The sequence below is a fragment of the Hyphomicrobium sp. 99 genome (assembly GCF_000384335.2).
Taxonomy (GTDB): Bacteria; Pseudomonadota; Alphaproteobacteria; order Rhizobiales; family Hyphomicrobiaceae; genus Hyphomicrobium_B.
Map to the genome: position 1 here is coordinate 2,746,402 of NZ_KQ031382.1, position 25,398 is coordinate 2,771,799.

At 57.2% G+C, this 25,398-nt stretch carries 20 protein-coding genes and 1 riboswitch; of the genes, 10 read left to right on the forward strand and 10 right to left on the reverse strand.

What is annotated here, in order from left to right; translation table 11 throughout:
* The first annotated feature begins 9 nt into the window (after positions 1-9).
* The 7 genes from G359_RS13290 to G359_RS13320 all read left to right on the forward strand — a co-directional run bounded on the left by G359_RS13290 (position 10) and on the right by G359_RS13320 (position 6,982).
* Positions 10-1,074, forward strand: coding sequence for a putative urea ABC transporter substrate-binding protein (locus G359_RS13290; RefSeq protein WP_045836521.1), 1,065 nt, complete (start codon positions 10-12; stop codon positions 1,072-1,074).
* A gap of 9 nt (positions 1,075-1,083) precedes the next feature.
* Positions 1,084-1,905: an ABC transporter permease gene (locus G359_RS13295; RefSeq protein ID WP_045836522.1), complete on the forward strand. Its 822-nt coding sequence runs from the start codon at positions 1,084-1,086 to the stop codon at positions 1,903-1,905.
* On the forward strand, positions 1,902-2,675 hold the full coding sequence (locus G359_RS13300; protein WP_052699372.1) for an ABC transporter ATP-binding protein: 774 nt from the start codon (positions 1,902-1,904) through the stop codon (positions 2,673-2,675). The genes G359_RS13295 and G359_RS13300 overlap by 4 nt, the downstream gene beginning before the upstream one ends.
* A 60-nt stretch (positions 2,676-2,735) precedes the next feature.
* Positions 2,736-4,136: a selenium-binding protein SBP56-related protein gene (locus G359_RS13305; RefSeq protein WP_045836523.1), complete on the forward strand. Its 1,401-nt coding sequence runs from the start codon at positions 2,736-2,738 to the stop codon at positions 4,134-4,136.
* Positions 4,137-4,138: 2 nt separating this feature from the next.
* Positions 4,139-4,798 (forward strand): hypothetical protein, encoded by a 660-nt coding sequence (locus tag G359_RS13310; RefSeq protein WP_045836524.1) that lies wholly within the window; start codon positions 4,139-4,141, stop codon positions 4,796-4,798.
* Between the two features lie 227 nt (positions 4,799-5,025).
* Positions 5,026-5,931: a glycosyltransferase family 2 protein gene (locus G359_RS13315; RefSeq protein WP_045837995.1), complete on the forward strand. Its 906-nt coding sequence runs from the start codon at positions 5,026-5,028 to the stop codon at positions 5,929-5,931.
* 295 nt (positions 5,932-6,226) lie between these two features.
* Positions 6,227-6,982, forward strand: a complete 756-nt coding sequence (locus G359_RS13320) for an adenosylcobinamide amidohydrolase (protein ID WP_082072926.1) — start codon at positions 6,227-6,229, stop codon at positions 6,980-6,982.
* A gap of 3 nt (positions 6,983-6,985) precedes the next feature.
* Here G359_RS13320 and G359_RS13325 read toward each other — a convergent pair whose 3' ends face one another.
* Together G359_RS13325 and G359_RS13330 are read right to left on the reverse strand one after the other, a co-directional pair.
* Positions 6,986-7,537 carry a hypothetical protein gene (locus tag G359_RS13325; protein ID WP_045836525.1) on the reverse strand — a complete coding sequence of 184 codons (552 nt, stop codon included), beginning with the start codon at positions 7,535-7,537 and terminating at the stop codon, positions 6,986-6,988.
* A gap of 82 nt (positions 7,538-7,619) precedes the next feature.
* The gene (locus G359_RS13330; protein WP_045836526.1) at positions 7,620-9,674 is read right to left on the reverse strand and encodes a TonB-dependent receptor plug domain-containing protein; all 2,055 of its coding nucleotides are present in this window, start codon (positions 9,672-9,674) and stop codon (positions 7,620-7,622) included.
* Positions 9,675-9,914: 240 nt separating this feature from the next.
* Positions 9,915-10,140: riboswitch (cobalamin riboswitch) on the reverse strand.
* A gap of 203 nt (positions 10,141-10,343) precedes the next feature.
* On the opposite strand from G359_RS13330, the gene G359_RS13335 reads away from it, so the two are divergent.
* Positions 10,344-11,174: an LssY C-terminal domain-containing protein gene (locus G359_RS13335; protein WP_045836527.1), complete on the forward strand. Its 831-nt coding sequence runs from the start codon at positions 10,344-10,346 to the stop codon at positions 11,172-11,174.
* A gap of 22 nt (positions 11,175-11,196) precedes the next feature.
* Here G359_RS13335 and G359_RS13340 read toward each other — a convergent pair whose 3' ends face one another.
* The 3 genes from G359_RS13340 to G359_RS13350 all read right to left on the reverse strand — a co-directional run bounded on the left by G359_RS13340 (position 11,197) and on the right by G359_RS13350 (position 13,646).
* On the reverse strand, positions 11,197-11,526 hold the full coding sequence (locus tag G359_RS13340; protein WP_045836528.1) for a hypothetical protein: 330 nt from the start codon (positions 11,524-11,526) through the stop codon (positions 11,197-11,199).
* Between the two features lie 287 nt (positions 11,527-11,813).
* Complete coding sequence (locus tag G359_RS19745) at positions 11,814-12,680, reverse strand: hypothetical protein (protein WP_052699374.1); 867 nt, start codon at positions 12,678-12,680, stop codon at positions 11,814-11,816.
* 198 nt (positions 12,681-12,878) lie between these two features.
* The gene (locus tag G359_RS13350) at positions 12,879-13,646 is read right to left on the reverse strand and encodes a Crp/Fnr family transcriptional regulator (protein ID WP_082072927.1); all 768 of its coding nucleotides are present in this window, start codon (positions 13,644-13,646) and stop codon (positions 12,879-12,881) included.
* Positions 13,647-13,929: 283 nt separating this feature from the next.
* Here G359_RS13350 and G359_RS13355 point away from each other — a divergent pair, with 283 nt between their 5' ends.
* Positions 13,930-15,588, forward strand: coding sequence for an arylsulfatase (locus G359_RS13355; protein WP_045836529.1), 1,659 nt, complete (start codon positions 13,930-13,932; stop codon positions 15,586-15,588).
* A 54-nt stretch (positions 15,589-15,642) separates the two neighbouring features.
* On the opposite strand, the gene G359_RS20540 is transcribed toward G359_RS13355, so the two are convergent.
* Complete coding sequence (locus G359_RS20540; protein ID WP_156150773.1) at positions 15,643-16,035, reverse strand: hypothetical protein; 393 nt, start codon at positions 16,033-16,035, stop codon at positions 15,643-15,645.
* A gap of 598 nt (positions 16,036-16,633) precedes the next feature.
* Between G359_RS20540 and G359_RS13365 the strand changes: the two genes are divergently transcribed.
* Positions 16,634-17,575, forward strand: a complete 942-nt coding sequence (locus G359_RS13365; protein WP_045836531.1) for a cytochrome P450 family protein — start codon at positions 16,634-16,636, stop codon at positions 17,573-17,575.
* Here G359_RS13365 and G359_RS13370 read toward each other — a convergent pair.
* The 4 genes from G359_RS13370 to G359_RS13385 form a co-directional block, all read right to left on the reverse strand.
* On the reverse strand, positions 17,562-17,843 hold the full coding sequence (locus G359_RS13370) for a phosphopantetheine-binding protein (RefSeq protein ID WP_156150774.1): 282 nt from the start codon (positions 17,841-17,843) through the stop codon (positions 17,562-17,564). The genes G359_RS13365 and G359_RS13370 overlap by 14 nt on opposite strands.
* A gap of 174 nt (positions 17,844-18,017) precedes the next feature.
* Positions 18,018-20,303, reverse strand: a complete 2,286-nt coding sequence (locus G359_RS13375) for a TonB-dependent receptor (RefSeq protein WP_245280027.1) — start codon at positions 20,301-20,303, stop codon at positions 18,018-18,020.
* An 864-nt stretch (positions 20,304-21,167) separates the two neighbouring features.
* Complete coding sequence (locus G359_RS13380) at positions 21,168-23,978, reverse strand: autotransporter family protein (RefSeq protein WP_082072928.1); 2,811 nt, start codon at positions 23,976-23,978, stop codon at positions 21,168-21,170.
* Between the two features lie 480 nt (positions 23,979-24,458).
* Positions 24,459-25,316 (reverse strand): LysR family transcriptional regulator, encoded by an 858-nt coding sequence (locus G359_RS13385; RefSeq protein ID WP_045836534.1) that lies wholly within the window; start codon positions 25,314-25,316, stop codon positions 24,459-24,461.
* Between the last annotated feature and the right edge of the window lie 82 nt (positions 25,317-25,398).

Genomic DNA, 25,398 nt, shown 5'->3' on the forward strand with positions numbered 1-25,398 from the left:
GGAACTCTTATGAAACGCAAGATTTTTACAATTTTGCTGGCGTTTGCAGCACTCCTGCAAGTCGGCGCACCTTCCGTCCATGCAGCGGAAAAGCCCACATTCAAACTCGGCTGGATTGTCTTCACGCCTTGGATGCCCTGGGGATACGCGCAGCAGAGCGGCATCCTGAAAAAATGGGCCGATAAGTATAACGTCAACATCGAGCTCGTGCAGCTCAACGACTATGTCGAGTCGCTCAATCAGTATTCGGCTGGCGGCCTTGATGGCGTGCTCGGCAGCATCGCCGACGTTTATTCCATTCCCGTTGCCAACGGCGTCGACACGACGATCTTCCCGATCGACTATTCGAACGGCGCCGATGCCGTCATTCTGAAAGGCAAGGACAAGCTTGCCGACATCAAAGGACAGACGGTCAATCTGGTCGAGTTCTCGGTCTCCCACTACCTGCTCGATCGCGCTCTCGAATCCGCAAATCTCAAGCCCGACGACGTCAAGCGCGTGAACACGTCGGACGCGGACTTCGTGGCGGCCTATAAGAGCCCCGACGTCTCCGCGATCGTCGCGTGGAACCCGCAGATCGAGCAGATCAAGACATCGGGCGATGCCCACATCGTCTTCGACTCTTCAAAGATCAACGGAGAGATTTTCGAGTCCGTTCTCCTGCGTACGAGCAAGCTCAAGGAAAATCCCGATGTCGCCAAAGCCCTGCTCGGTGCGTGGTACGAAACTGTCGGCATCATTAATGGAACGTCGCCAGAACGTGCTGGCGTGATCAAATCGCTTGCCACTGCTTCAGCAACCGATGCGGCAGGCTATGAGCAGCAGCTCAAGTCCGTCGTCATATTCTCGGACGCCAAATCTGCGCTCGCATTCGCCGACAGACCGGAAACCAAAAATACGCTTATCCGCGTCCGCGATTTCGCCCATCGCTACAATCTTCTCGGCAAGGACGTGAAGGACGCCAACGCAATCGGCATCGAACTTCCGAACGGCGAAGTCGTCGGAAATTCGAAGAATGTTCTCTTGCGGTTCGACAGATCTGTTCTGGCGCTCGCAGCAGCGGGCAAACTCTAAGAAAATCTGATGGCCCGCTTATTGAACACGACGCCGTCTCGAGGGCTGACCTTAGCCCTCGGGGCGGCACCATTCCTCGCAGTCGCAATCGTTTACGGATACGCGTCGGCGGCGCGTCTGCTCGTCAACGCACGCGACAATCTCTTGCCGTCTCTCGAGACCATGCTCGGCGGACTGCAACGCGTAGGTTTCGAAACCGATCCGATCTCAGGCCACTTCGTCTTTCTTGCCGATACGCTGGCCAGCCTTGAACGGCTCGGAGTAGGTCTTGGCATCGCAGCCATTATCGGTCTCTACATCGGCATCATCGTCGGTCTGATCCCGCTCGCGCGCGCAACGCTGGCACCCTTCATTGCCGTCCTTTCGATCATTCCGCCGATCACGCTTCTACCCATATTGTTCATCGCATTCGGCCTGGGAGACACCTCGAAAATCATCCTGATCGTGATCGGCATCGCGCCGTTCATCGCGCGTGACATCGCCGCTCGCACGCAGGAAATCCCGAAGGAAATGCTTATCAAAGCGCAGACGCTGTACGGATCGACCTGGTTGATCACACTGCATATCGTTCTGCCGCAGATCTTTCCGCGTCTTCTCGAAAGCATTCGTCTCAGCCTCGGCCCGGCATGGCTTTTCGTGTTGTCCGGTGAAGCCATCGCAGCACAAAGCGGTCTCGGCTACCGGATCTTTCTCGTCCGGCGATACATGGCGATGGATGTGATCATCCCTTATGTCATATGGATCGGCATATTGGCATTCACGTTCGATCTTGCGCTACGGTGGAGCGCAAGGCGGCTCTCCCCCTGGTCACAACCCGGAAACACAAGATGAGCCAGATCTCCGTCCGTAATCTGGATGTCGTCATCGACGGCCATCCCGTTCTCCGTCAGGTCAATCTCGACGTCGCGAGCGGCGAATTCTGCGTCGTCACCGGGCCGTCGGGAAGCGGAAAGACGACATTTATCCGCCTCCTCCTCAGTCAGATACGACCGACGGCTGGCGAGATCTCGATCGATGGCACTCCGATCGCTCCCTTCCCCGCTCCGGATCGCGGAGTTGTATTTCAGGATTACTCCGTTTTTCCGCACAAGACCGCGTTGCAAAACGTTCTTGTCGGTCCGCAGTTCAAACGCTCGCGATTTCTCGGCCGCATTTTCGGTCAGGAGCGCAAAAAGCTTATCGAACAAGCGATGCAAGCGCTTTCTGATGTCGGCCTCGCACAGGCCGCATCGAAGTATCCGAGCCAGCTCTCCGGCGGCATGCGCCAACGTTTGGCGATTGCTCAAGCCTTGATCTGCCGCCCGAAAGTGTTGCTGCTCGATGAGCCTTTCGGAGCGCTCGATCCTGAAAACCGCGCACAGCTTCATCGCGTTGTTCTCAAACTTTGGCGCGAGAGCCGCACGACGATTGTGATGGTGACCCACGATCTCGCCGAGGCTCAGACGTTGGCGACGCGGCTCGTATCCTTCGGTTTTGCCGCCGGCGGCGGTGGAACGATCGTTTCTGATGGATCTCCCCAAGCCGGCTCGGCCGTGGTCACATCCTTCACACAGAAAAGCGGCAACCCGGCGAATCGGCAGAAAAAACGCAAATACCGCTGACCCATCCCAAACATCCGCGTTAACATTCGCGCGGAGACGACAACAGAACGGAGATAAGCAATGGTCCAGAGACCCGATCCAACCTTTCACGCATCTCCGAAACTCGCCAGCGAAGCCCCGCCTGAGAAGTTCGCCTACACGCTCCTGCTGAGCGGAGACTTCTCGAAGCCGGACGCACTAGCGATCGTCGATGTCGATCCAGCTTCGGCGCAATACGGAAAAATCGTGCACACCGTCACGATGCCGAACAAGGGCGACGAATTTCATCATTTCGGCTGGAACGCGTGCTCGTCGGCCCTTTCACCGCTCTCCGGTCACGCCTTCATCGAGAGACGATACCTCATCATCCCGGGGCTCCGCTCGTCGCGGCTCTATATCATCGATACGAAACCGCATCCGACACAGGCAAAAATTCACAAGATCATCGAGCCGGAAGAGATCTTCCATAAGACGGGTTATTCGCGTCCTCATACGGTCCACTGCGGACCAGATGGCATCTACGTCAGCACGCTGGGCGGCGCAGGTCCCGACGGAACCGACGGCCCACCAGGCATCTTCATTCTTGATTGCGAAACCTTCGACGTGCTCGGCCGATGGGAGATCGATCGCGGCCCGCAGCTTCTGCATTACGATTTCTGGTGGAACCTGCCGCGCGATTACATGGTCAGCAGCGAGTGGGGCTTGCCGCCGCAATTTGAAAACGGAATCGTGCCGGAAGACCTGCTTGCCAATAAATACGGGCATCACATTCACTTCTGGAACTTGCGCGCGCGCCGCAACGTGCAAACCATCGATCTCGGCGCCAACCATCAAATGGCGCTTGAAGTTCGCCCAGCGCATGATCCCGCCCGGGAATATGGCTTCCTCGGCGTCGTCGTCGACACAACGAACCTCGAGGGATCGATCTGGACGTGGTGGCGCGAAGGCTCGGAATTCCGCATTGAGAAGACGGCGACGATTCCGGCCGAACCTGCAGATCCCGAATTGTTGCCTCCCCTCCTCAAAGGCTTCGGTGCTGTCCCTCCGCTGGTGACGGATATCGATCTGTCCCTCGACGATAAATTTCTTTACGTCGCGTGTTGGGGGACGGGCGAGCTTCGCCAATATGACGTGACCGAGCCGCGTAAGCCGAAATTGGTTGGCAGCGTTCACGCGGGCGGCATCGCTCGGCGGACGCCTCGGCCCGACGGAACGCCCTGGGCAGGCGGACCGCAAATGCTCGAGATCAGTCGAGATGGAAAACGCGTGTACGTTACGAACTCGCTCTATTCGACGTGGGATGATCAATTCTATCCCGAAGGTGTTCCCGGCGCCTTGGCAATCGTCAACGTCAATCCAGCGGGCGGCATCGCATTCGACAAAACGTTTCATGTCGAAGTCCCCGAAGGATATCGCACGCACCAAGTTCGGCTCGAAGGCGGCGACTGCTCGACAGACTCGTTCTGCTACTCATCAGCTTGAATATGAGCGACGGTTGGAACATTGGACTTTGGCTCGCGATAATCGTGAGCGGCGTCTATCACGGCGTCAATCCTGGCATGGGTTGGCCGCTGGCAGTCGCTGCCGGATTGATGGAGCGCCGGCAATCGGCGCTCCTCGCCGCGCTCGGGCCCCTGGCCGCCGGCCACTTCCTCGCGATGACTGTCATTCTGTTGCCCTTCGGCATGTTGACGGCTCTCCAATATTGGAGCCATGAGATCCGCCTCGTGGCGGCCCTGATCGTAATCGGTGTGGGAGTTTTTCTTTTCGCCTATCGCCGGCATCCGCGCGTTCTCGCGCGCATTCCACCTAGCCAAATCGGTCTTTGGTCGTTCGCAATCGCCATTGCTCACGGTGCCGGTTTGATGCTGGTGCCGATGTATCTCGGGCTATGCACGACAAAGCCGTCATCGATGCTCGATCATGACGCTGCGATGTCGGTCGTCACGAATAACCTCGGCTTGGCAGTTCTCGTATCCGCCGCGCACGCGCTCGCCATGATAGGAGCGGGGGGCGTGGCCGCCTGGCTCACCTATCGCTATTTTGGCCTGCAAGTTCTGTCCAAAGCCTGGATCAATCTCGACGCGCTTTGGGCGGGAAGTCTCATCGCCGTCGGCGTTGTTGCTGTTGCCGGCTCTCTTTGATGCGTCGCCCTGGCGCCGGATGTCGCCGCAGTTTCGGCTGAGGGCTGTCCAAACCCATTCCTTATGGTTGATGGCCGTTTACCTGCCACACTGAAATCCTGTCATGACTTGCAGGATGTTCGGCTACCTTCCCTCGTTAGGTCTACTGTCAACGGACGACAGTTGAGTTAGGTTGAGGCAGGTCTTGCAGACCGATGTCTTTGCCAGCCCCTATGGGAAACCTGACAATGGCAAACGATGAACAACCAAGGGTTTTTCTCACGCTCCTCGTCTGCACCCTGGGCCGGGTGGAGCCTCTCGAACGCCTGTTGAGCTCACTAACCGCACAAACTCTCAAAAACTTCGAAGTCATCATCGTCGATCAAAATCCCGAGGGCTCTTTGGATCCCACGATCCAGAAATTCCCCGAGCTTCGCATAAAGCACTTGCGCTCGCGCCCAGGACTTTCGCGAGCAAGAAATATCGGTCTATCCGCTAGTTCGGGCCGGTATGTGGGCTTTCCTGACGACGATGTCTGGTACCGGCCGACTGTCGTGGAAGAGGTGTTCGACACCTTTCGCCGGAATCCAAAACTAAGCGCGATCACGGGGCGATTGATCGACCCTGAAGGACACCCTGTAACCGTCTATCTGCCGGGTGAAGCGCAGATAACCCGCGAAAACATTTTCGAGGCCGCCAATTCCAACACAATCTTCATCGAGTGCGCGCTCGCGCAGTCGCTGAGATTCGATGAGGGCCTTGGGTTGGGCGCGGCAAGCGAGTTTCAATCGGGCGAAGAAACCGATTTTCTTCTTCGCGCTCTAGAGCGCGGCGTTGCCGGATGGTATTTTCCGGAACTCACCATCTTCCACGACGCCGTCGATAACGGAACTCCGTTCGCCGAACGCGCCCGACGTGCAACAGCCTACGCGCGAGGTTTCGGCTATGTCATTCGAAGGCATCGCTACCCGCCGTCCTATATTTTAGGAAAAATTGCGCGAACCTCGCTCCGGGGAGCTTTGTGTGTCGCGACAGGAGATCTCGACGGCGCACGACTGAGGCTCGCATGGACCAACGGCGTGCTCTATGGATACAGCAAAGGCAAACCGAAGCTACCCGTCGCTGCTGAGCGGATTCACGGCAAGAAAAAGTAGGTGCGATCTCGAGCCGCCAAACCGCGTAAGATCGACCAGCGCACCGCACCAGCGGTCATCACCGTAGCTGTCGGCGTCTTGATGGCTCGACGGCTGCTGGGGGTTTGGATTATCTGAGCGGGCGTGTTCCGATGACCGCCCGCGCAGAAGCTCTTCGACCTGCTGGACCCAACCCTCTGCGGTTGGCAACTGCCAAGACCTCCGCTAGATCCTTTTGCTCCCAGCGCGAGATGAACTTCGGACGACGTGACCCTGTTCACGCGCAGTTCCATGTATAATCGGGGCACGCCGATCGATGCGGAATATCGAAATAGGATATGTGTCGGGTCAGACCGACGAGCGAACCGAAGCTCATGCGACGACTTCCCTGAACCTTCCCTTTGTTCTCACGCACCAAACACGGATCCTGCTCGCAAACTTCGATGAGCCTCAGCGGATGCTGAGTTGGTCGCTGACGAAGCCCGGCTTTCAAATCGCCCGGCAAGTGGCTTGGATCGAACTCCGCGATGCCGATCTGCCTGCCGATCAAGACGCCGAGGATGTCATCGCCAGCCGTATCGCGAAAGTCGGGCTAACCGAGGCGGTGTCTCTGATCACCTCGCGCGACATCAGTCGGCATCACGTATCGCGGGTCGCCGTCGAAGATACCGTCGCGGCATGCATCAGCACTGTCGGACTCTCAAACGGCGAGCGCGTTGGGCAACGCTTCGCACCGCCCGGCACTCCGCTCGGCACCATCAACACGATGGTTCATGCATCGGTACCGCTTTCGGACGCGGCATTGATCGAGGCGATCACGATAGCCGCTGAAGCGAGAACCGCCGCCATTTTGGATTCTGAAGTACGCCGATCGGGCGTGGCAATCACTGGCACGGGAACGGATTGCATCATCGTTGCGGCGCCGCTCGGCGGCTCGGTGCGGTTCGCTGGTCTACATACTGCCGCCGGCGAAGCGATCGGTGCAGCCGTCTACAATGCAATACGCGACGGCATAGCCGCATGGCTCCAGGATACGGAGACCATGCAGCTAGCCGTCGGCATTGAAAGCTAGCGCTTATGCCATTGCGGGCGTAGCAGCCTCGGGCTTGATCAAGGAAATCGCGACAGCGGCACGATGCAACACAAGCAAACCGGCGAACGAGGCAAGATTGATCAGAAGAACGCGCTCTACGACGGCCATTGAGAAGGCTTCATCCGACGATCCGAGGATGAAACCGGCTCCGTAAAGCGCCGCCTCGTACGCAGCGAAAGCCGCGAGGAATGCACCGGCCAGCGCAACAAGCGACGATCCTGTCGCGACCGAAACAGCGCGCGCTCCCAAGAATGCAGCAATGCTTGCGACGCCGATGGCCGCGCCCCAAGCGAAGGAATCTGCCGTCAGCGGATAATCGAGAAGTCCATAACCGACGATCTGGTTCGAGAGCCAAGCCGCGGCGACCAACGCCAAACCCTCTCCGCTCTTCATTTTTGATCCGGCAAGCGCGCCGATGGCAGCGAGCGGCGCCGCGCAAGCGAAGGCCAAGCTGCCACCAATGCTGAGTGCGGCGATCAAAGCGATCCAAAGCCCGGTCGCGGCGTTGTCATTGGTGAGCGTCTTCAAGGTCATGCGATGTCTCCTAGTTTGTCGGATATTAGCACACAGGCAATGCAAGGCGAGAGGGCGTGTAACGGCCCCCTCGCCCGGAATTTCAGTTCGTGAACCGAAGACCGCCGTAGACGCCGATGCCGGTGCCTTCGAAGCCGTTCGGATTTTCGTAGCGCTTGTCGAAGAGGTTATCGATCCGCCCAAAGAGGCTGACGCCTTCCTTGAGCTTATAGTCGGCAGCCACGTTGACCAGCGTGAACCCAGGCTGCGTAATAGTCGCGTAAGTTGAGCGGTCGATATCGGCCGTCTCGCCGATGTAGACCAGCGAAGCCGTCAACAAGAGCGGATCGTAGGGTATCCATCCTGCCTGGAGGCTCGCCTTATTCCGGGGACGGCGAAGAAGCTGCGTGTGCGTATCTTCGTTGGTTGCTTCCGTATAAGTGTAGTCGGCTCGGACGCGAAGGCTATCCGTGATGTCCGCCGATGCAAAGACCTCAACACCGGATGTCTTCGCCTTGCCGACATTCACGTAGGTCCAATGGCCGGAATCGAAGCCCGAATTGATCAGGTTTGTGATGTCATTGTAGAAGTATATTGCGCCGAATTGAGCCCGGCCTTTGAAAATGGACTGCTCGAAGCCGGCATCCATGCCAAGGCTTTCCTCGGGGGCAAGGTCGGGATTGCCTTGCGACCACGGCGAAACCATGAATCGTTGATAGAGCGTCGGCGCTTTGAACCCAGTGCCGACGCTGCCCTTCAGTTTTGTGCCCGTCGCTTCGATCAAGTAAGCTGGTGCGACGCGCCACGTCGTATGACCGCCAAAGTTTTCGTTGTCGTCATAGCGCACGTTGCTGACGAGGAAGAAGTTCCGGAAGATTTCCGATTGCAGCTCCACGAACCCGGCGCGGTTCCATTCCTCGGCGGACAATGGTCCATTGCCGTCCCAATTGTCGAGGTGTCCGCGCTGATGCTCGGCGCCGGTCACGATCGTATAACCCGGCGCCACGCGAAGAACGCTACGCCAGTCGTATTTCACGCGTTCGCCGTCGTTGGAGCTTCTGCCCCATGTGGTATCGTTGTTGTCCGACTGAAGATTGGCGTAGTTGATGCCGAAGTAGTTGGTCAGGTTGCCGCCGAGCGTCTTCCACACGACTTCGCCGCGAGTATAGAACTGCTCATAATCCGAGCGCGACAGTGACGAATTGGGGTGGCTCGGATAGCCTGAATCATCGCCGGTGAAATGTAGCGTCGCATCCGTATAGCGGCTGACGAAATTCACCGTGACGTCCTTTGTCACGTCAACGCCGATCTTTGTCGAATACGTCCAATTGTCGTAACGGCTGCTGTGGTGTTCTTCGCCCGGCAACAGAAGATCGAACGGCGTCACAGGCGTATCGTCGGCTCGAAAATGCGAAACGCTGAATGAGTAGTTGTAGCGATCCGTCCCGCCGCTGATGCTCGTCGCCTGGTTGAACGTACCGAACGAGCCGCCTTCTACCATTCCGGTGGCTTTAGGCGGTCCCTTGCCCGCTTTCGTGTAGATGGCGATGACGCCGCCCAAAGCGTCCGCGCCGTAAAGGCCGCTCTGCGGGCCGCGCAAGACTTCGACGCGTTCGATGTCCGTCGTCAGCACCTGACCGAAATCGAAGGAACGGTTGGAATTGCTCGGGTCGCTGACGTCGATGCCGTCGATCAAAACCTTCGTGTGATTTGAATTTGTTCCGCGCATGAAGACCGACGTAAGGCCGCCGGGACCACCCGTTTGCACGACGTTGAGACCCGGCACGCTTTTCAGAACATCTGGCAGCGTGCGGCGCTGCTGCGCTTGGATTTCCTTTGATGTGATGACGGTAACCGAGCTTGCGATCTGCTCGACGGGCGAGACGATGCCCGTCGGCGAAACGGCCACATCCGAATTGTCGATATCACGCGCCGTTCCAGTGGCACCTCCGCCTGAAGCCCGAGGCGTCGAACTTTGCTGAGCGGCACTTGGCGCCTTCTTGTTCGGTTTCGGATCTGTGTCCGCAGTCACGGTGACAGCAGGAAGCTCGGTGTTAGGTGATGTCGGCACCTCAGCGTCCGCTTCGAGCGCAGAAAATGATGATAGCGTGCAGAGAAGCGTCGCACGCGTAGTGCGGCGCATGAAGGCGCGTAGCATGATGACCCCCGTCGTAAGACGATGAGGGTGGATCGCCCCACAGGCGCGCCGGCAAAAGGCTCAGTGGGACACACGCGCACGTCTTCGTTCACGCCCCCGAAGGATCGTGTTCAAACTGACGTTCGCGCGCAGAATTTCATCCGCTTAGCGCAACGACCTGCATGACCTGACGTGGCTCCCCACCGGTTGACACATCAGCCGCCGCTACGGGTTTCCGTCCTACCGCGCCCCACGCACGGAAGATGGGCAGCTTGTGCTGGCAGGTCTCCTGACTCACGGCTCAGGCGTCTTCTCCGTCCTTCCCGAGGATCTCGATCTGAGACCGTCAGTGGCTTATTCGGAGCCGACTCGCCGCTTACAGTTGCGGGGGCAGTCTCGGCATTGACGCCAAAGGCGTCGCACCGTGTTCCCATTTTCACCACCTGGGCGACTTCACCCCGATGGAACCATCACGCAGCAATAAACACACATTCGACGATAATGAGTCAATGCAGCAAAGCTGTCACACCGCGCACCCTGATGGCACGAAGAAAATCGACGCCCGCACGTCAACGCGTTCCCACCGACTTGCCCCTGCTTGGCTCGATTTTTACAATTGCTTCTAGAATAAGCGAATAGACCTGATCGTTCGAAGACTAGATTGGGAACGCCGCCGGGAGAGAATAGAAAATGCGGTTAGCAATTCGCACATTGCAGCGGATAGCTATCTTCGGCCTCGGCGTCTTGAGCGTCTGGTTGATCGTAGATGTCTTTGAATTGGTGGACCGCCGGCTACCGTGGATCCTCGCCGTAAGCGCCACTTACATCATCGGCGCGTATCTCATACTCCCTCGCGCGGTTCGCATGGGACTGAAGATTCTTCAGCGCCAGCACGTGCCGAGCTTCACGATCACGGGAGATGGCTTGCCTGGCGATCCCGTGAACTTGGCATTGGCCGGCACCGCCACTCAGCTTCGCTCTGCATTCGCGAGCGCTGGTTGGGTGGAAGCGGATCCGCTGAATATCGCCAGCTCGTGGCGGATGGTCCAAGCATTCGTGCTCAACACCTCATACCCTGCCGCACCATTCAGTACGCTCTATCTTTTTGGACGCGGTCAAGACATCGGCTTTCAAAAGGCAATCGATAACAGTCCGCGCAAGCGCCACCATGTTCGCTTCTGGGCCCAGAGCCTCGCGAATGCCGAGACGGACTGGAGCTCAGCCGCCTTCTGGCTGAACGACGAGCGCCCGGCCGACGACCAACACGTGCTCTGGGTAGGAGCCGGCACCAAGGATACCGGGCTGTCTTTGACGCGCCTGACGTTCCAGATGACACACGCCACCGACTCCGACACCAACGCGGAGCGGAATTACATCGTCGAGGAACTGAGCCAGTGCGGCGTGATCGGAAAAGTGACCAACTATCAGACCGGCGACGAGCTGATCACGAAGCACGTCAACCACTACATCACCGACGGCGACATCGCTGTCGCCGAGATCGAAACAACATCATTGCGATGAAAGCAGATATCGCTACCGCATACTAGCGTATCTGGTTCTGCTCCTGCGTTGTGATGGGCTGATCCGGCCCTTTGGATGCGCCCGGATCGACGTCAGGGGACGCGGAATTATTTAGCTGGTCTTTTTCCTGCTTTGTAATGGACTCACTCGGCCCCTTCTGTGACGAATCTGGCAGAACATCCGGAGACGCCGAATTCCCGAACTGCTCTTTCTCCAGCTTTTGCACGGACTGTGCATGCACTGGTGAAATTGCGAGCTGCGCCGCCACGACCGAAGCCGCCAAGAGCACTTGTTTGCTGTTTATCGCCATGAATTTCACTCCATAAACAAAACGAATAAGCTTCGTTCTCACGCAGCGAAATCGAAGGCTAAGAATGCCGTCGAATTCGATCTGGTCTCTTCATCCCTGCCAGGATCGAACGGAGCTTTCTAACGGCGCGTCCGTTCACCGAAGATGACGAACGTCACAACAAGAAGCATCGAATTGGCGATTTCATCCGCAGGCAGCATTTGACCGCCAAGAAAGAAACGCGCCTTGACGAAAGGAGAATTGCAATTCTGCCTTCAGAGCGAGGCCCGCCAGCTGAATTGCCAGCTGGAGCCGATTGAGAAGCCCGAGGTCCGGTGCTTTGTGTGTCGTCAGAAATGCAAGGTCGTTCCGATCACCGGTCCCTGCATCAGCACATCGTACTTGTACTCGGTATTTCCCGAGCCTTGTGAGTAATCGACCGAAAGAGCGCGGTATCCGACATATCCATCGAGCAGGAAACCGCACATGACGGGCAGTTGCCAGTTGTAGGTCGCGAGAACCTCCCACGACGCCTCACTGCCCGCACCGAATCCTCCGGCATCTGCGCGTATCACCAGAGAATCTCCCTGCCCGAGATCCTGCCGAAGTCGTGCACCGACGAACGGGTCGACCCAATCCACCGATCCGGATCTGTCGACGTTGAAGCGAGCCAGGACCGCAGAGGCCTCCACATCCTGATGCCAGTAGCGGCCGCCCGCTACGAGATCGATTGCGGCGGAGTGGGCCGTTACCGGATTTGTTCCCGACCAGACTTGATAAGCACCACCGAATTCTACGATCACTTCTTCAAAATTGATTGAAACGCCCCCGGCCAAAGCCGGAAGGTTGCCGGGGAGTTCTCTCGCAAAGTCCTTCGACCCACTAATGTTGGCGTAAACGACATCGTTGAACAACCCGATCGGACCATTGCGAGCCTCAGCATAACTCATCCACGCGGGTACGGTTGACCAGTCGAGGTGACCGAGAATGGCCGATGGATCCGCCTGCACGTCAAAGGAGCGTCCTTTGATTGCCATGTTTCCCGACAGCCACGGTATCCAGCCGTAAGTCGTGAATACGAAGGTCCATTCGCCGATTGCTGGCGACGGCCCCGTGTCTTTGCCGCCAAGGTCGGCGCCCAATACTGGCGGCGTGGAAAAGACAACCGCCAGAGCGATGTACGTTAAGCCAATGGCGTGTCTGTAGATGTGCAACATCGGAGCGCCCCTCGGTGGCGGGGTGAAAAAAAATGAAAATTATGAGGTTAAGTCTAACGCGGGAAATATGAGACGCCGTCGGCAAAAAACATCTGCACTGAATATCAGGCTTCGACCGTACACGGATATGTCGCCCGTGACACGGCTAGCACAATTCGAAGCGCGTGCATTTGCTTTTTTGGCGAACGCGCGCGACCTTTACGGGAGTTGCCGAAGGGTTTCATCCCCATAGCTCGCGTCGAAAGAGCCCTCGCCGTGAGCTATACCGCCCTGATCGATATACGAGCCTTCATAGCGCGCAACGTCAATGAGTGCGGCCAGGTCGTGGATGATGACCGTATGCGCCTTCATGGTCAGCAATCCGCGCTCCCGGAGCTGACGTAAGACCCGATTGACGTGAATCGGACTGAGCCCGAGCGCATCCGCCAAATCATATTGAGTAAGCGGACATCCGAATTGGGTACTCGACGCCAGCCCGGCCAGTTGCAGCCGGTGACGCAACTCAAGAAGACAATGAGCAACACGCTCGATGGCACCACGGCGTCCGATATCGACAAGATGCTCAACGAGCATGGCTTGATCACGAGAGGCGGACCGAAGAACAGCAGTCGCGATACTCGGATGCTTTTGGAACACGGTGATGATGTTCGCAGTGCTGAACGAACTAACAACGATGTCGCTCAAAGCAGCGAACGAATGGTCCGATGATCGCAATAGGAGACTTCCGAGCCCGATAAAATCCCCGGGCAACGGAAACGAGATGATTTGGCGGCCGCCTTCCCGCAGATTTTTGTAGCAACAGGCCCAACCTGACTGGAGAAGGTAGGCTTTATGCGAAGCCTGCCCTTCATGGACGAACTCCGTCCCGCGCTTGAAATACTGGGGTCCGCTTACGACTTCCGATAAACATGCGATATCGCGCAACCGCAATGGCAACACGCAATTCGGTCTCGTTTTGAACTGCATGACAAATGTCCGGAAAGGACGATCAGTTCGGAAAAATGAAGTTAAAATTCGAGAACGAGCAAAAGCTGCCGCAAGGCAGTACGCTGCCTTGAGGACAGCCCCTGAGAATCCCACAATTTCGCTTTCGAAACGTTACTTCGCCTGTCGCCTGTCGGCGGATCGTAAATCGCAGCTCCTCGCCAAAAACTAACCGGTGTTAGCGCACGCACCGCCTAGCCAGTCTTAAAAGAAAGACACCGTGCCCTGCCGCATGGAGTGCCTGCCGGTGATTGGAGACTGACCAATGAAGCTCGCTCGAAAGGCTTCGTCGTTGCTAAGCGGCGTTGGCGCATCGCTGTTGATGGTCTCCGCCGCGCAAGTTTTAGGAGGATCGTCTCCGGCTTTTGCAGCTCCTGCACAACCAAACATCGTTTTCATTATGGGTGACGACATCGGCATGTGGAACATCGGCGCCTATCACCGCGGCTTGATGGCGGGCCGCACACCCAATCTCGACAAGATCGCCAAGGAGGGCATGCTCTTTACCGACTACTACGCCGAAGCAAGTTGCACGGCCGGCCGCGCGAACTTCATCACCGGAGAACTGCCGATCCGCACGGGAATGACGACGGTCGGCCAGGCGGGAGCCGCGATCGGGCTGCCCGCCGAAGCAGTGACGATCGCGACGGTTTTGAAATCGATGGGTTACGAGACGGGCCAGTTCGGGAAGAACCATCTTGGCGACCGGAATGAGTTTCTGCCGACTGTCCATGGCTTCGACGAATTCTTCGGCTACCTGTACCATCTCGATGCGATGGAGGATCCGGCCCATCCAAACTATCCACAAGACCTCCTCAATGTCGTCGGTCCACGCAACATGGTTCATAGCTGGGCAACAGACACCGACGATCCAACCGAGATGCCCCGCTGGGGCAAGATCGGCAAGCAGCGGATCGAGGACGCCGGTCCACTCTATCCCAAGCGCATGGAAACGGTGGACAACGAGATCCGCGATCTCGCTCTGAACTTCATGGAGAAATCAAAAAACGACGGCAAGCCGTTCTTCGTCTGGCTTAACCCGACGCGCATGCACATCGTGACGCATCTCTCTCCGAAGTATGAGGCGATGCGAAATTCCGAAAACGGATGGTCGGAAGAAGAAGCCGGCATGGCGCAACTGGACGACGACGTCGGATTGGTTATGAAAAAACTGAAGGACATGGGCGTTGACGACAACACCATTGTCGTCTTCTCGACCGATAACGGCACCGAAGTCTTCACATGGCCCGACGGCGGCCAGACACCCTTCGCTCAGTCCAAGGGAACGGTGCTCGAGGGCGGCTTCCGCGTTCCAGCCATCGTTCGCTGGCCGGGACACGTGCCTCCAGACACGGTACAGAATGGAATTTTCTCAGGACTTGACTGGCTACCGACATTCGCAGCCATTGCCGGCAATCCAAACATCACCGAAGAACTTCTGAAGGGTAAGCAGATCGGTGACCGGACGTACAAGAACCACCTCGATGGCTACAATCAACTTGACTGCATCACCGGCAAAGGTCCGTCCGCCCGCCACGAAATTTTCTACCTCGGCGAAAGCACAGTCGGCGCCGTGCGGATCGACGACTACAAGTTTCGTTTCATCGATCAGCCCGCTGGCTGGCTAGGCGAAAAGACCCACCCGGATGTTCCCTACATCACGAACCTGCGGCTCGATCCATTCGAACGCACGGGATGGCCGAACGAAGGTACGAAGGAAGGCGGCCAGCAATACTTCGACTGGTTCAAGTACCAGTTCTGGCGTTTCGTATTCGTCCAACAGATCGTCGGCAAGGAGCTTCAAACCTTCCTCGATTTCCCGCCGATGCAGAAGGGCGCGAGCTTCAACCTCGACGCCATCAAAGCCGAAATGGCAAAGCGGATCGCCGCTGCAGAGGCTGCGAGCAAAGGCCCCGGCCAATAAACGGATTGCAATAGAAGGCGCACTTTCGAATGGGTCGCGCCTTCTGCAAGCAAATCAGTTGGCAGGGGACCGCCAAACTCCGATCTGAATGCCGGACTTCTCTCCCTGCATTTTATCGATGAAATCGATAAACTCTTGTGCTGCCTCTTCTGCCGATGCCGCGTCGCCTCTGCTGGGAAGGATGACACACTCGATCTGCCCGTCCTGACCGATATTCGTATAGCCAAAGTAGAGTTTTGCTTTCACGGCCTGCTGGAAAGCAAAAAAAGACGCCGAGACGTAGCGAGCTTCCTCCGGGCGCTTTCTATCAAGGACGAAATCAACATCGCAAACGACCACACGATCCTCTCTGAGCGCCGCCCGCGCATCTATAAATACGTTGCGATCCCGCACGATATTTAATGGGTGCGAGACGAACCCGTAATTGTCGACATTGACCGGATCCATGGGGCCAGCCGTTATCATAGCGCTCGCAATCCCCGCACGATCCAGAGCCGCGCAAATCGAGAGCTCACTTCGCAAGTGGATCGTCGCAATGACGGAGGGCGCACCGCGAAGCGCCTCAAGGACGCCGGGCTCGATCGAGACCTGCGGGACGAATTCCGGAAAAAAAGGCTTTATAACCATGCGAAGGTTATAATGCTGGATGTGACGGACGGGCGTCTTCCGGAAGTCGCCTCTAACCTTCGTTCCGGCAATAGCCTTGTCGACGAGCTCCCACGCACCGCGAAACACCTCGCTGGCAGACCTTCGCCGGTTTCGGAATAGGTAAAACAGCAACCGCGCTTTGGGGCGAAGCGGACGAAACCGCCTTCGAATGACTCTCAGTCGCGTTCTTTTGTCCATGCTAGCGCTCACGGCCGCGGTAGGCACCGACCTCTGCATGCGAATTTTTGAAATTCAGAATAGTCCAAGAAGATCTCAATCCTCGCTGTTGGAACATTTGACACTCAAAAGCCTGGAAACGCCTGCGCCCGCTGGTTTACTTCGTCAGAAGATTTGTTAGTTACATATCGACGTCCGCGGTGGGGGATTTCTAATTCGTATGAAACTGATCAACGATGCCAAAATCGCCAAAGCCGTAATTCTATCCCCTGATTTTGCGACCTATTCGATGGCGGACCGTTATCGCGAACTGTCCCACCGTGCGGGTATCGATTTTTCCGCCGCCATTAAACTCCTTGAGTACCTCCCCGTTTTCATCGATGGCGAAAACCATCAGAGAATACGGAAGGTAATGGCGAAGCAGATCTCCCGCACGAAAGACTCCCAGCTCAGCGCCGCTCGCCAGCGCTTAGGTGATTTGTTCCAGGGCAGCTTTCACCCCGGCGCAGAAATAGACTTGGTCGCGGATTTCGCTCAACATCTGTGGCGATCGATTGTCGCTTCGATCGTTTCGGAAAACGAGGGTCTTCTCGATCTCGTGGACGAAATTCCAGAATTATTCAGTCCGCTTCTGTCCATACGGGAGCGGGCAAAAATCAATGCAAAAATCGAGGCGTTCTTACAAAGCAATTCCGGCGCTGATGACGAGGATGAGCGCCTCATCAATCTCTGTCTAGGTTCCCTCGGAGCGAGACCCTTTGTTGGCACGCTCAGTCTTTCTCTCTATGATATTTTTCGAAGTCACCCGAATTCGCGAATGTGCGGATTCACTTGGCCCCAATCATTCCCTTCGAGCTCTCTCACGTACGTTGACCGGATGTGCACGGGTGCGGGTGATTATTCGGGCCTCTCCGTCAAGGAAGGTGACCGGGTCCGATGCATCACTCAAAGCTCGTCGTATTCCGGCGAGGAGAACAGTCGAGCACTGTTTGGCTTTGGCGCCCACACTTGCCTCGGAAAATCGATTTCCGAGCGCGTCTGGTCGCTCGTCGCCGAAACATTATCGAAAAGCGAACTACGCGCTGAGTGCCTCAGCATCACGATGAGCCCGCACAACGATCCCTTTCTGATGCCCGCGACGATTAAAATCAGGTTGCACTGATCAAGGCGGAACGAACTTTTCTCGCCTTCATTGCAGATAGCTTCTCCGCCAATTCCGAGAGCGTCAGCGTCGCTGGAAAGTTCACGATTTCGATGTCCATATCGAGAACCTCCTCAAGATCCATTGCGAGCTTGAGCGTATCCAAGCTGTCGAGGTTCAGGGATTCCAGCGTGATCTTATCCGCGCTCTCAAGGTCCAGCCGCGCGGCATTCGCTGGCGATAAGGCCTGGATGGTCTCCAACAAAATAGCGGTTACCTCTGACTTCATTCGCCCCCTCAACTCTGAATATTAACCGCTGCATCGGTCCCCTAACCGAGACCGATATCTCAGCATCTATTTTGAATCTATAGAGCACAGCCGTCTGACCACCCAAAGTCCACAGGTGTTTCCAAATGCGACAAGAACCGGAATCGGCTTTGCAGAATGCAAATTCACGTTCCCTCAGAACGTCACTTTCAGACCACCATAAGCCGTAATCGGTGCCGCCGGCACGATCGTTCGCGGGTCTGTGAAGCTCGTTCCCGCTGATTCATTCGCGTCGCCAACGTCGAAGAACGTGCCGAAGACGCCGTAGTGCGCATTGAACGCATTATCGACGAGGCCATAAATCTGGATGTGGTCTGTGACGTTGTACGACGTATGAAAATTGACCTTCGCATAGCCGCCAAGAGGGGCATTTTGATTGGATTCATCGCCGAAGAAGATCTGATCGCTAGCCGCGATCAAGTCTCCGCCTAACCTCCATCGGGGCGTCAAGGCATAATCCACACCGGCCTTGAATTTGTGTGCCGGCACGCCAGGCAGCCGATCGCCTGGATGGACGAAGATTTTGCCTTCTGCATCCGCAAAAGGATTGAAAGGCGACGAAAGCGTCAGGTTGTTCCGGAACGTCGCGTCCACGAAGTTGTAATTGGCGTACGCGAACAGTGGACCCGACCAGTAGTTGATCTGCGCCTCAACGCCCTGGCGCAATGTATCCCCGGCATTCGCGAACGAGCTGCGGCCGATAATTGATGACGCGACGTTTATGATGTCGTCTGTATTCAGCGTGTGAAAGAACCCAACGCTCCAGGTCATCTTCTGGTGCGAGAGCACGTCGGTGCTGCCGCCTTTCAAGCCCGCCTCCCAGGTGTACGAGACCACTTGCTTCAAGGGTGGATCCGACGTCAGAAAACTCGGAAGCAGACAGGGATTATCCGGATCAGCGCAAGCGAGCTCCGCGGCGACGGGCGCACGGTTTGCCTCCGAGAAGCTTCCGTAAAGCGAAAGTCCGTCAAACACTTTGTAAGTGGCACCCGCCACCGGATTGAAGTGATAATAGGTGTTGTCGCTATTGAGGTTGGGCGCCAAGCCGGTCTCGTCGTGAATCTGAATGTTGGCCACATTGAACCGGCCGCCCGCTGTCAAAGTGAGCTGGTCGGTCGCATCGAACGTGTCCAGGAAATAAAGCCCGTAGTATGTGTTTCTGGTCGAGATGCTGACCGGGCGGATATCGGAGAGATCTGTTCCTCCCGTGGGCGTGCATGAACCATCGTCTTGCAACGTGCAGATTTCGCCGATCGGCCCGACGAAGGGTCCGCCCCCTTGAACAAGGAAGCTCGGCTGAATGACGCCGAGCTGAGCGGACGAGGAAAACGAAACCTCGCCATGGTCGATACTGCCACCGAGAAGAAACTGATTGCGATGATCGAAGAGCGTCGATTTGTCGACACCCTGAAGCGACCCGCCGAAGCTATTGGCATCAACCGAGGTGCGGTCGATTTCTCCAATGCCGGCATCACCGGAAAGCGTAATTAAATTGCCGGCGGTATTTTGCAGAAGGATGCTCCTTCCATCAAGATTATCGAGGCACGCTCCGGTCGCTGATGGTCCCGGCGGGTTGATCGCGCAAGGCGTAGCATTCGAAATATTGCCGTCGATGTGCTGCTGATTGAAATGGCGGTAGTAGGAAACGCCGGAGATTTGCAACGTATCTGTCGCCTGCACGTTTCCGTTTAGAGACACCATCTCCATCTCGTTCGTTGTGGACTGAGGAGTGGTGAAAACTTTTCCCCAACCCTCATCGAGCAACTCTACGGGCGAAGCGGCAGCCACACCGACAGTGCTGTCGGCTCCCGTAAAATTCAGATGGAATTCGGATCCATCGCCTTTGACGCCAAGATCAGCATACAAGCGACGAATGTCGGACGTCCCCTGCTGGCGAAAGCCTTCGTCGCGAATGGCATCCATCGCGATATAGGTCGCCCAGTTTCCGAACTGCATTCCGTCCTGGATCGATCCTTGTACGCGTCCGTACGATCCAAAGCGGGTATCGGCCTCAAAGCCCTGATACTTGAACCCGTCCTTCATATCGATGGAAATCGAGCCGCCAATCGCATTGAGGCCAAAGACGGGGTTGCCGCTCATGACCGTCATGCTGTTGATCGCGATCGGCGTGATGAAATCGTAGTTGACCGTATCTCCGAAGGCCTCGTTGATGCGGACGCCATTCTGATAAACAGCTAGCCCCTGCGGGACACCGTCGACGGGCGACGAATTGAAACCTCGATAATCGACATTCGTCTGGAAGCCGTTTCCTTGGTAGTCGCTCACGATTACACCCGGCACGTAGGCCGCCAAAACGTCGGCCGCGTAATCGCTGCGCGTACGTGCAATCTCGGACGATGAGACCGTGCTGACGCCGCTCGGCACCTTGCCTATCGGTATTTCGTCTCCGAGTGGCGACATTTTCACGTCGTCAGATGGCGGAGATACCGAGGTCGCGTACTCGAATGCGGAAGGAGTTTGTATTGCCGAGGGCGCTTGTACTGTTGGCGCCGTTGTCGGGCCCGTGACTTGCACCGCGGTCGCCGCCTTGGCGGCCGGCCTAGCTGCGGGCGGAGTTTGCGATGATGCGGAGGCGGCCGCCTTCTTCGGAACTTTTGCTTCCTTCGTTGGCTTGGCCTCAGGCTTCGTCCCTCCCTGAATGACCTCTACCTCTGGAAGCTGAACGCCCGGCTGAGCTTGCGTCGCCGGAGCCGGCGAACTGCTTGGCGTGCTCGTCGTTGCAGGGCCCGGAGGATTTGCCTCTGGTGGTGGCGATGGAGTTTGTGTCGGAGCCGGAGGACTGGTGGACTGTGCGGGAGCAGTGGAACCGCCTCCTTCGCTCTGTGCCATTACTGCGTTCGATGCACTCATCGACACGAGAAAAATTGTGCCCATCCCCGAAGCGATGGCCTGCCGCCACATCCGCCAAGACTGAACCATGGGGTCGCCGCTCCAATGCGAATATTCAGGAGAGGCTCGATTCTCTCGCACCCTGACAGCGGGTTTGGAGAAATATCGTCATATATCTGAGCGTTTCTCGCCGCTTGGCGGCGTTTCGGCATCAGAAAAAAGATTCGGCCTAAAAAGCGACTTCAGAGGCGGGAACTTGCGTCCAAAAATTCGGGAAAAATTTCAATATCTTTCTGGCCGAGATAAGGCTCATCTTTCTGAGCATAAGGAAGTCGAATGAGATCCCTCCGTTCGAGGCGACGGTGATCACGGGTTGCAGCCGTGATCACCGCCGATGAAAAGTAGACGCACACGCCGTCACTGCGGCGAACGCCTTTAGAAGTCGATATTCACGCGAGCCGATCCGATGTGAGCCAGGAAATCCTCTCGGATGTTGGCGTCATAGTTCAACTCGAACGTCGAACCCGGATTGAACTGGGCCAAAATACCCGCACCCAGCGCCGCCGTATCGCGACCGACATCCGGACCAGCTGCGGTGAACGTACCGCCGCCCGCACCGAACGCCGCCGTTACGACCTGAGACGTATCCGAGAACTCATGCAACCAAGCTGCACGGCCTTCAATGACGGTATCCGTGTCGATCGGAATGAGCGCCTTGATACCAAGTGCCGATACCAGCGAGTCGTTGCTCTGGCTGTTGATGCTCAAAGCCATCCCACCATCGCTATTCTCGGAGTACGCGTCCTGATGCAGGTTCGAGTACGTGAGCGATGCGATCGGCGTGACGATCGTTCTGGCGAAGTGCATCGGCGCGCCAAGCTCGAGCGAAGCGTTGAATTGCCGGCCGTCGTGGCTGCCCTTTGCGCTATCCTCGAACGGCACCGTCAGAACACGGGTTGTATCGTAGTCGTGCCACGTGAAGCCCGTGCGGCCTGACACGTACCAGCCCGGATTCTTGATCGAGCCATAAGCTTCGATCAGATAGCTGTCGATGCCGGTGCTGTTCCGCGATGTATCGCCCTTGCCATCGATCCGCGTATTGGCATAGCCGCCCGCAATACCGACCCGGGCACCTGGAGAAATCCAGTTGTCGTAGCCGACGAGGACGCCATAGAGACGCGCATCATAGCCGTCGACCAGGTTTCGTTCGCCCTGATCCATCCCGACACCGAACGCCTGCCCCCAGAGAGCGCCGCTCCGCGGCGCGACAAAGTCATTGTCGTCCTTGAGACCGCCGAGATTCGACCGGTTCGGATCGCTCTGCTTCATGCCGAGCCCTGACGGCCCCGGCTTATATCCTTGCGAGCTACCCGTCGCGCCGACCGACGCCAAGCGCGTGTCGATGTGCTGGCCAATGGCGTTATTGAGCGTGATGGCAGCTTGCTGAGTTGCGTAGTTTGTTTCGGGAGCGAGCTGGCGGCCTGCCTTTGCAACATCCGAGTCGTCCGCAAGCTGCTGGACAGCTCCGCCGAGCGCGTCGAGCACCGGATCCTCACCGGCAGCGTCGAGCAATGCATTGATCGCTGCCGCTCCGGGGCGGGATATACCCTCGATTTCGGACGCGTCTTTGACATCAGCGCCGATAACGAGTGCGTTGCTCGAATTCTTGACCGCTTCCCAGGAGACGAGTGCGGTACCCTCAACGTTCGGGAGGTCCGTCCCGTAAAGAGTTTTAGCGACCGTATACCATTCGCCACTCCTCACCGTTGCATCGATAACCGGCGCAAGTGTCGTCGTTCGTGCGATCGAGGATTGGCCCCCAGATCCGTTAACAATCCCGTCGGCGATTTTCAGCGTACCATCGATCGTACCGATGGTGCCTGCGCCCGTCGCCGTATTTGCGCTGGCTCCTCCGCCTCCGAAGACGTGCGGAACCAATGTCACCTGACTATCAGCGACGCTATTTCCGTTAATCGTCGTCCCGGGAGCAGTCTCTACTGTGACATTGCCAGTAAGCGTTCCGGCGTTTTCCAGCGTGAAGGTTTTTGCACCCCACATGCTAACTTCGTAACTGGTGGACGCGTTGACGGCGGCCCCGGACGTTATTTTAACTGACGAGTTCTCGGTCTGGTCATCCGTAGCATACCAAGGGACCTCGCTGCCTGTAGTCGTCGCCGTGGAGAAGCAATTCGGATCCCCACCGCCACTGGTTGAACCAACCGTACACGATCCAGTGTACGTCATCGCGCGCTGATCGACGTCAATGTTGCCGATCAATGTCGCTCCAAATTCGTTGATTAGCGTATGCTCGCCGTTGCCATAATAGATATTGCCGTTGATTGTTCCCCTGTTGGCGATCTCAGAATCGAGCTGGCCGAACTGACTGTTGATGTTCAGTCGAGCATCGGTCTGCGCGCCCCCTGTTCCCAGGCCATTCGAAAGCGCCCACCAACGTACTGCGACGCCGCCAACGGCGACAATATCGCCCTTGATTGTTCCGTCGTTCTCGATGTTGGCCCTACGCGTTTCGAGGCTATCAGAGACGGCGCCAATCGCGATGCCAGCACCGCGTCCTGCCGTATGTTCGATCGTGCCTTCGTTATGGAGCTCGAATTCTGCGGCGCGGCTGTAGACGCCAGTCGCTAATTGCCCCGTAGCGGATATGGTTCCACTATTATTTATGACGAGGCTTTCAGGTTCCTCTTCCGCGAATATGCCCGCAGCGACTGACAAGTTGCCGCCACCAGCCTGCAGCGAAGTAGCCGTAACAGTTGTCAGCGTTATCGGCCCGCGCGTGACGGATATATTCCCCGAATTGTTGACGGTCATTTCTTCAGTGTCGCCGTTCGCGGCGATGCCGTAGGCCTGACCGCGGCCGGCGCTCGTAATCGTTATATCGCCCGAGTTATTGATGACGTACTCACCATCATTGTTGGCGTTTATTCCGATGATATTTGCGGTATTGAAGGCGTTATTGTTGATGGTGATGTCGCCGCTGTTGGTGAGCGTCGCCGCTTCGAAGAACGGCGTCACCAAAATCCCCGTGGTGGCGCCAAGATTGCCCGGGCCCACCGTAATGTCTGCTGCGTTTGAGCTGACGCCGATGCACTCGAGTGAATTTGGCGCGCTCCCGGCAACGCACGCAGCCAGCGCCTGCTGCGACACACTCATGCTGAGCGCAGCCGCAAGGGAAGCAAGTAGGTATTGCGCGGCAGGACGCCTCAAAACGTGGTTCGATGAAGACATGACTTCCCCCCGCCCCAAACTTGAATGCTGGAGCTGTTTGATTTTTCGGACGTGTTTGAATTGGTTTCTTCGAAGCTAGCGCCGAGCTGCAGACGGGCTAGCTGGCACTAGGATTCTATTCGCCGGACCGGGATAACGACGATCTTTTCTGGCAACGCCACTCGGCGTCGGACGCGCGAAAATTTACTCAAGTCGCTTCCCCTCCAGCTTGAGCCGGTTCTTCTTGAACTCCCCCTTCGCACTCACACCGCGAAGAAGACAGGAAAGCTCGCTTGGCCTTCCTTCCTCACTGTTATCGACGTGAGCATTGCCAGAATATGGGACTATTTCCTGCTTTGTTTGCATGCGAGCAAAATGCTGAGCCTGTTGCAAAGCCGCCACGACTCGGCGATATCCATGCCAAGGCATCAAAGCGCCATCATTGGTTAACCTCTGCGCGCGCCGCGATTTTCATATCTCGCCCGCACGCGACACAGGTTCTCAAACGCTCCGAAATCGAGCCCCATTAGCAATGAGCGTTGCGCTCAAAGCCGCGGCTGGGCTGCGCGGATTTTTATCTGCGGAGATGACGACGAACTCCGTATCGCCGAGTTCCGGCAATCCGGCGGAGCGCGGAAGTTCCACTAGTCCTTCCACGATCAAGTTGCGCGCCTGCACCACGACGCCAAGCCCGGCCATCGCCGCCGCCCTGAGCCCGCTGAGAGATCCGCTTAGGCACGCGATCCGCCACGGTCGCCTGACCTGGTCCAATGCCTCGATCGCTGCTGTGTGTCCGATACTTGGAGGCGGGAAGGTCACGAGCGGCAGCGGCCGATCGGGATCTGGTTGCCAGTCCTCTCGCCCAACCCACACGAGCCGATCGCGCCACACAACCTTTCCCCGGTTATCACCGCGCTGCCGCTTGGCAAGCAAGAGATCAAGCTTGCGCGCATCGAGTTTTCGATAGAGATCGCCGCTCAGCCCCACTGTCAGTTCGACGTCGATCGCCGGATGGCGCCGACGAAATTCCCGCAGCACCTCGGGGAGCTGGGAGAGCGCGAAATCCTCCGAAGTACCGAAGCGAATTCGGCCGCGTAGTTCGGTGCCTGCGAAATAGCGCTCTGCCCGTTCGTTCAGCTCAATGATGCTCTGCGCAAACTCCTTCAGCGCATTGCCGTCGACCGTAAGCGTGACGGAATGCGTATCGCGCACGAACAGTCGCCGGCCGATTTGCGCCTCCAGCTTGCGGATATGCTGGCTGACCGTGGACTGGCGTAAACCGAGCTGACGGCCGGCGTCGCTGAAGCCTCTCGTCTGCGCGACAGCGAGGAAGGTCGCGAGCTGCGCTGGATCATACATAGATCGCCTATCACGTTTCATGATCACAGTAAGTTCTGCAATTCGGCTTCACAATTAACCGGAACTGTTCCAACTTCAAGCG

Coding starts and splice junctions, on each gene's coding strand:
- G359_RS13300 (WP_052699372.1), top strand. CDS start 1,902: ATGAGCCAGATCTCCGTCCGTAATCTGGATGTCGTCATCGACGGCCAT.
- G359_RS13330 (WP_045836526.1), bottom strand. CDS start 9,674: ATGCTACGCGCCTTCATGCGCCGCACTACGCGTGCGACGCTTCTCTGC.
- G359_RS13355 (WP_045836529.1), top strand. CDS start 13,930: ATGAAGCTCGCTCGAAAGGCTTCGTCGTTGCTAAGCGGCGTTGGCGCA.
- G359_RS13365 (WP_045836531.1), top strand. CDS start 16,634: ATGAAACTGATCAACGATGCCAAAATCGCCAAAGCCGTAATTCTATCC.
- G359_RS13350 (WP_082072927.1), bottom strand. CDS start 13,646: ATGCAGTTCAAAACGAGACCGAATTGCGTGTTGCCATTGCGGTTGCGC.
- G359_RS20540 (WP_156150773.1), bottom strand. CDS start 16,035: ATGGATCCGGTCAATGTCGACAATTACGGGTTCGTCTCGCACCCATTA.
- G359_RS13315 (WP_045837995.1), top strand. CDS start 5,026: ATGGCAAACGATGAACAACCAAGGGTTTTTCTCACGCTCCTCGTCTGC.
- G359_RS13375 (WP_245280027.1), bottom strand. CDS start 20,303: ATGTCGCCACTCGGAGACGAAATACCGATAGGCAAGGTGCCGAGCGGC.
- G359_RS13295 (WP_045836522.1), top strand. CDS start 1,084: ATGGCCCGCTTATTGAACACGACGCCGTCTCGAGGGCTGACCTTAGCC.
- G359_RS13335 (WP_045836527.1), top strand. CDS start 10,344: ATGCGGTTAGCAATTCGCACATTGCAGCGGATAGCTATCTTCGGCCTC.
- G359_RS13370 (WP_156150774.1), bottom strand. CDS start 17,843: ATGAAGTCAGAGGTAACCGCTATTTTGTTGGAGACCATCCAGGCCTTA.
- G359_RS13290 (WP_045836521.1), top strand. CDS start 10: ATGAAACGCAAGATTTTTACAATTTTGCTGGCGTTTGCAGCACTCCTG.
- G359_RS13385 (WP_045836534.1), bottom strand. CDS start 25,316: ATGTATGATCCAGCGCAGCTCGCGACCTTCCTCGCTGTCGCGCAGACG.
- G359_RS13380 (WP_082072928.1), bottom strand. CDS start 23,978: ATGTCTTCATCGAACCACGTTTTGAGGCGTCCTGCCGCGCAATACCTA.
- G359_RS13325 (WP_045836525.1), bottom strand. CDS start 7,537: ATGACCTTGAAGACGCTCACCAATGACAACGCCGCGACCGGGCTTTGG.
- G359_RS13305 (WP_045836523.1), top strand. CDS start 2,736: ATGGTCCAGAGACCCGATCCAACCTTTCACGCATCTCCGAAACTCGCC.
- G359_RS19745 (WP_052699374.1), bottom strand. CDS start 12,680: ATGTTGCACATCTACAGACACGCCATTGGCTTAACGTACATCGCTCTG.
- G359_RS13320 (WP_082072926.1), top strand. CDS start 6,227: ATGCGGAATATCGAAATAGGATATGTGTCGGGTCAGACCGACGAGCGA.
- G359_RS13310 (WP_045836524.1), top strand. CDS start 4,139: ATGAGCGACGGTTGGAACATTGGACTTTGGCTCGCGATAATCGTGAGC.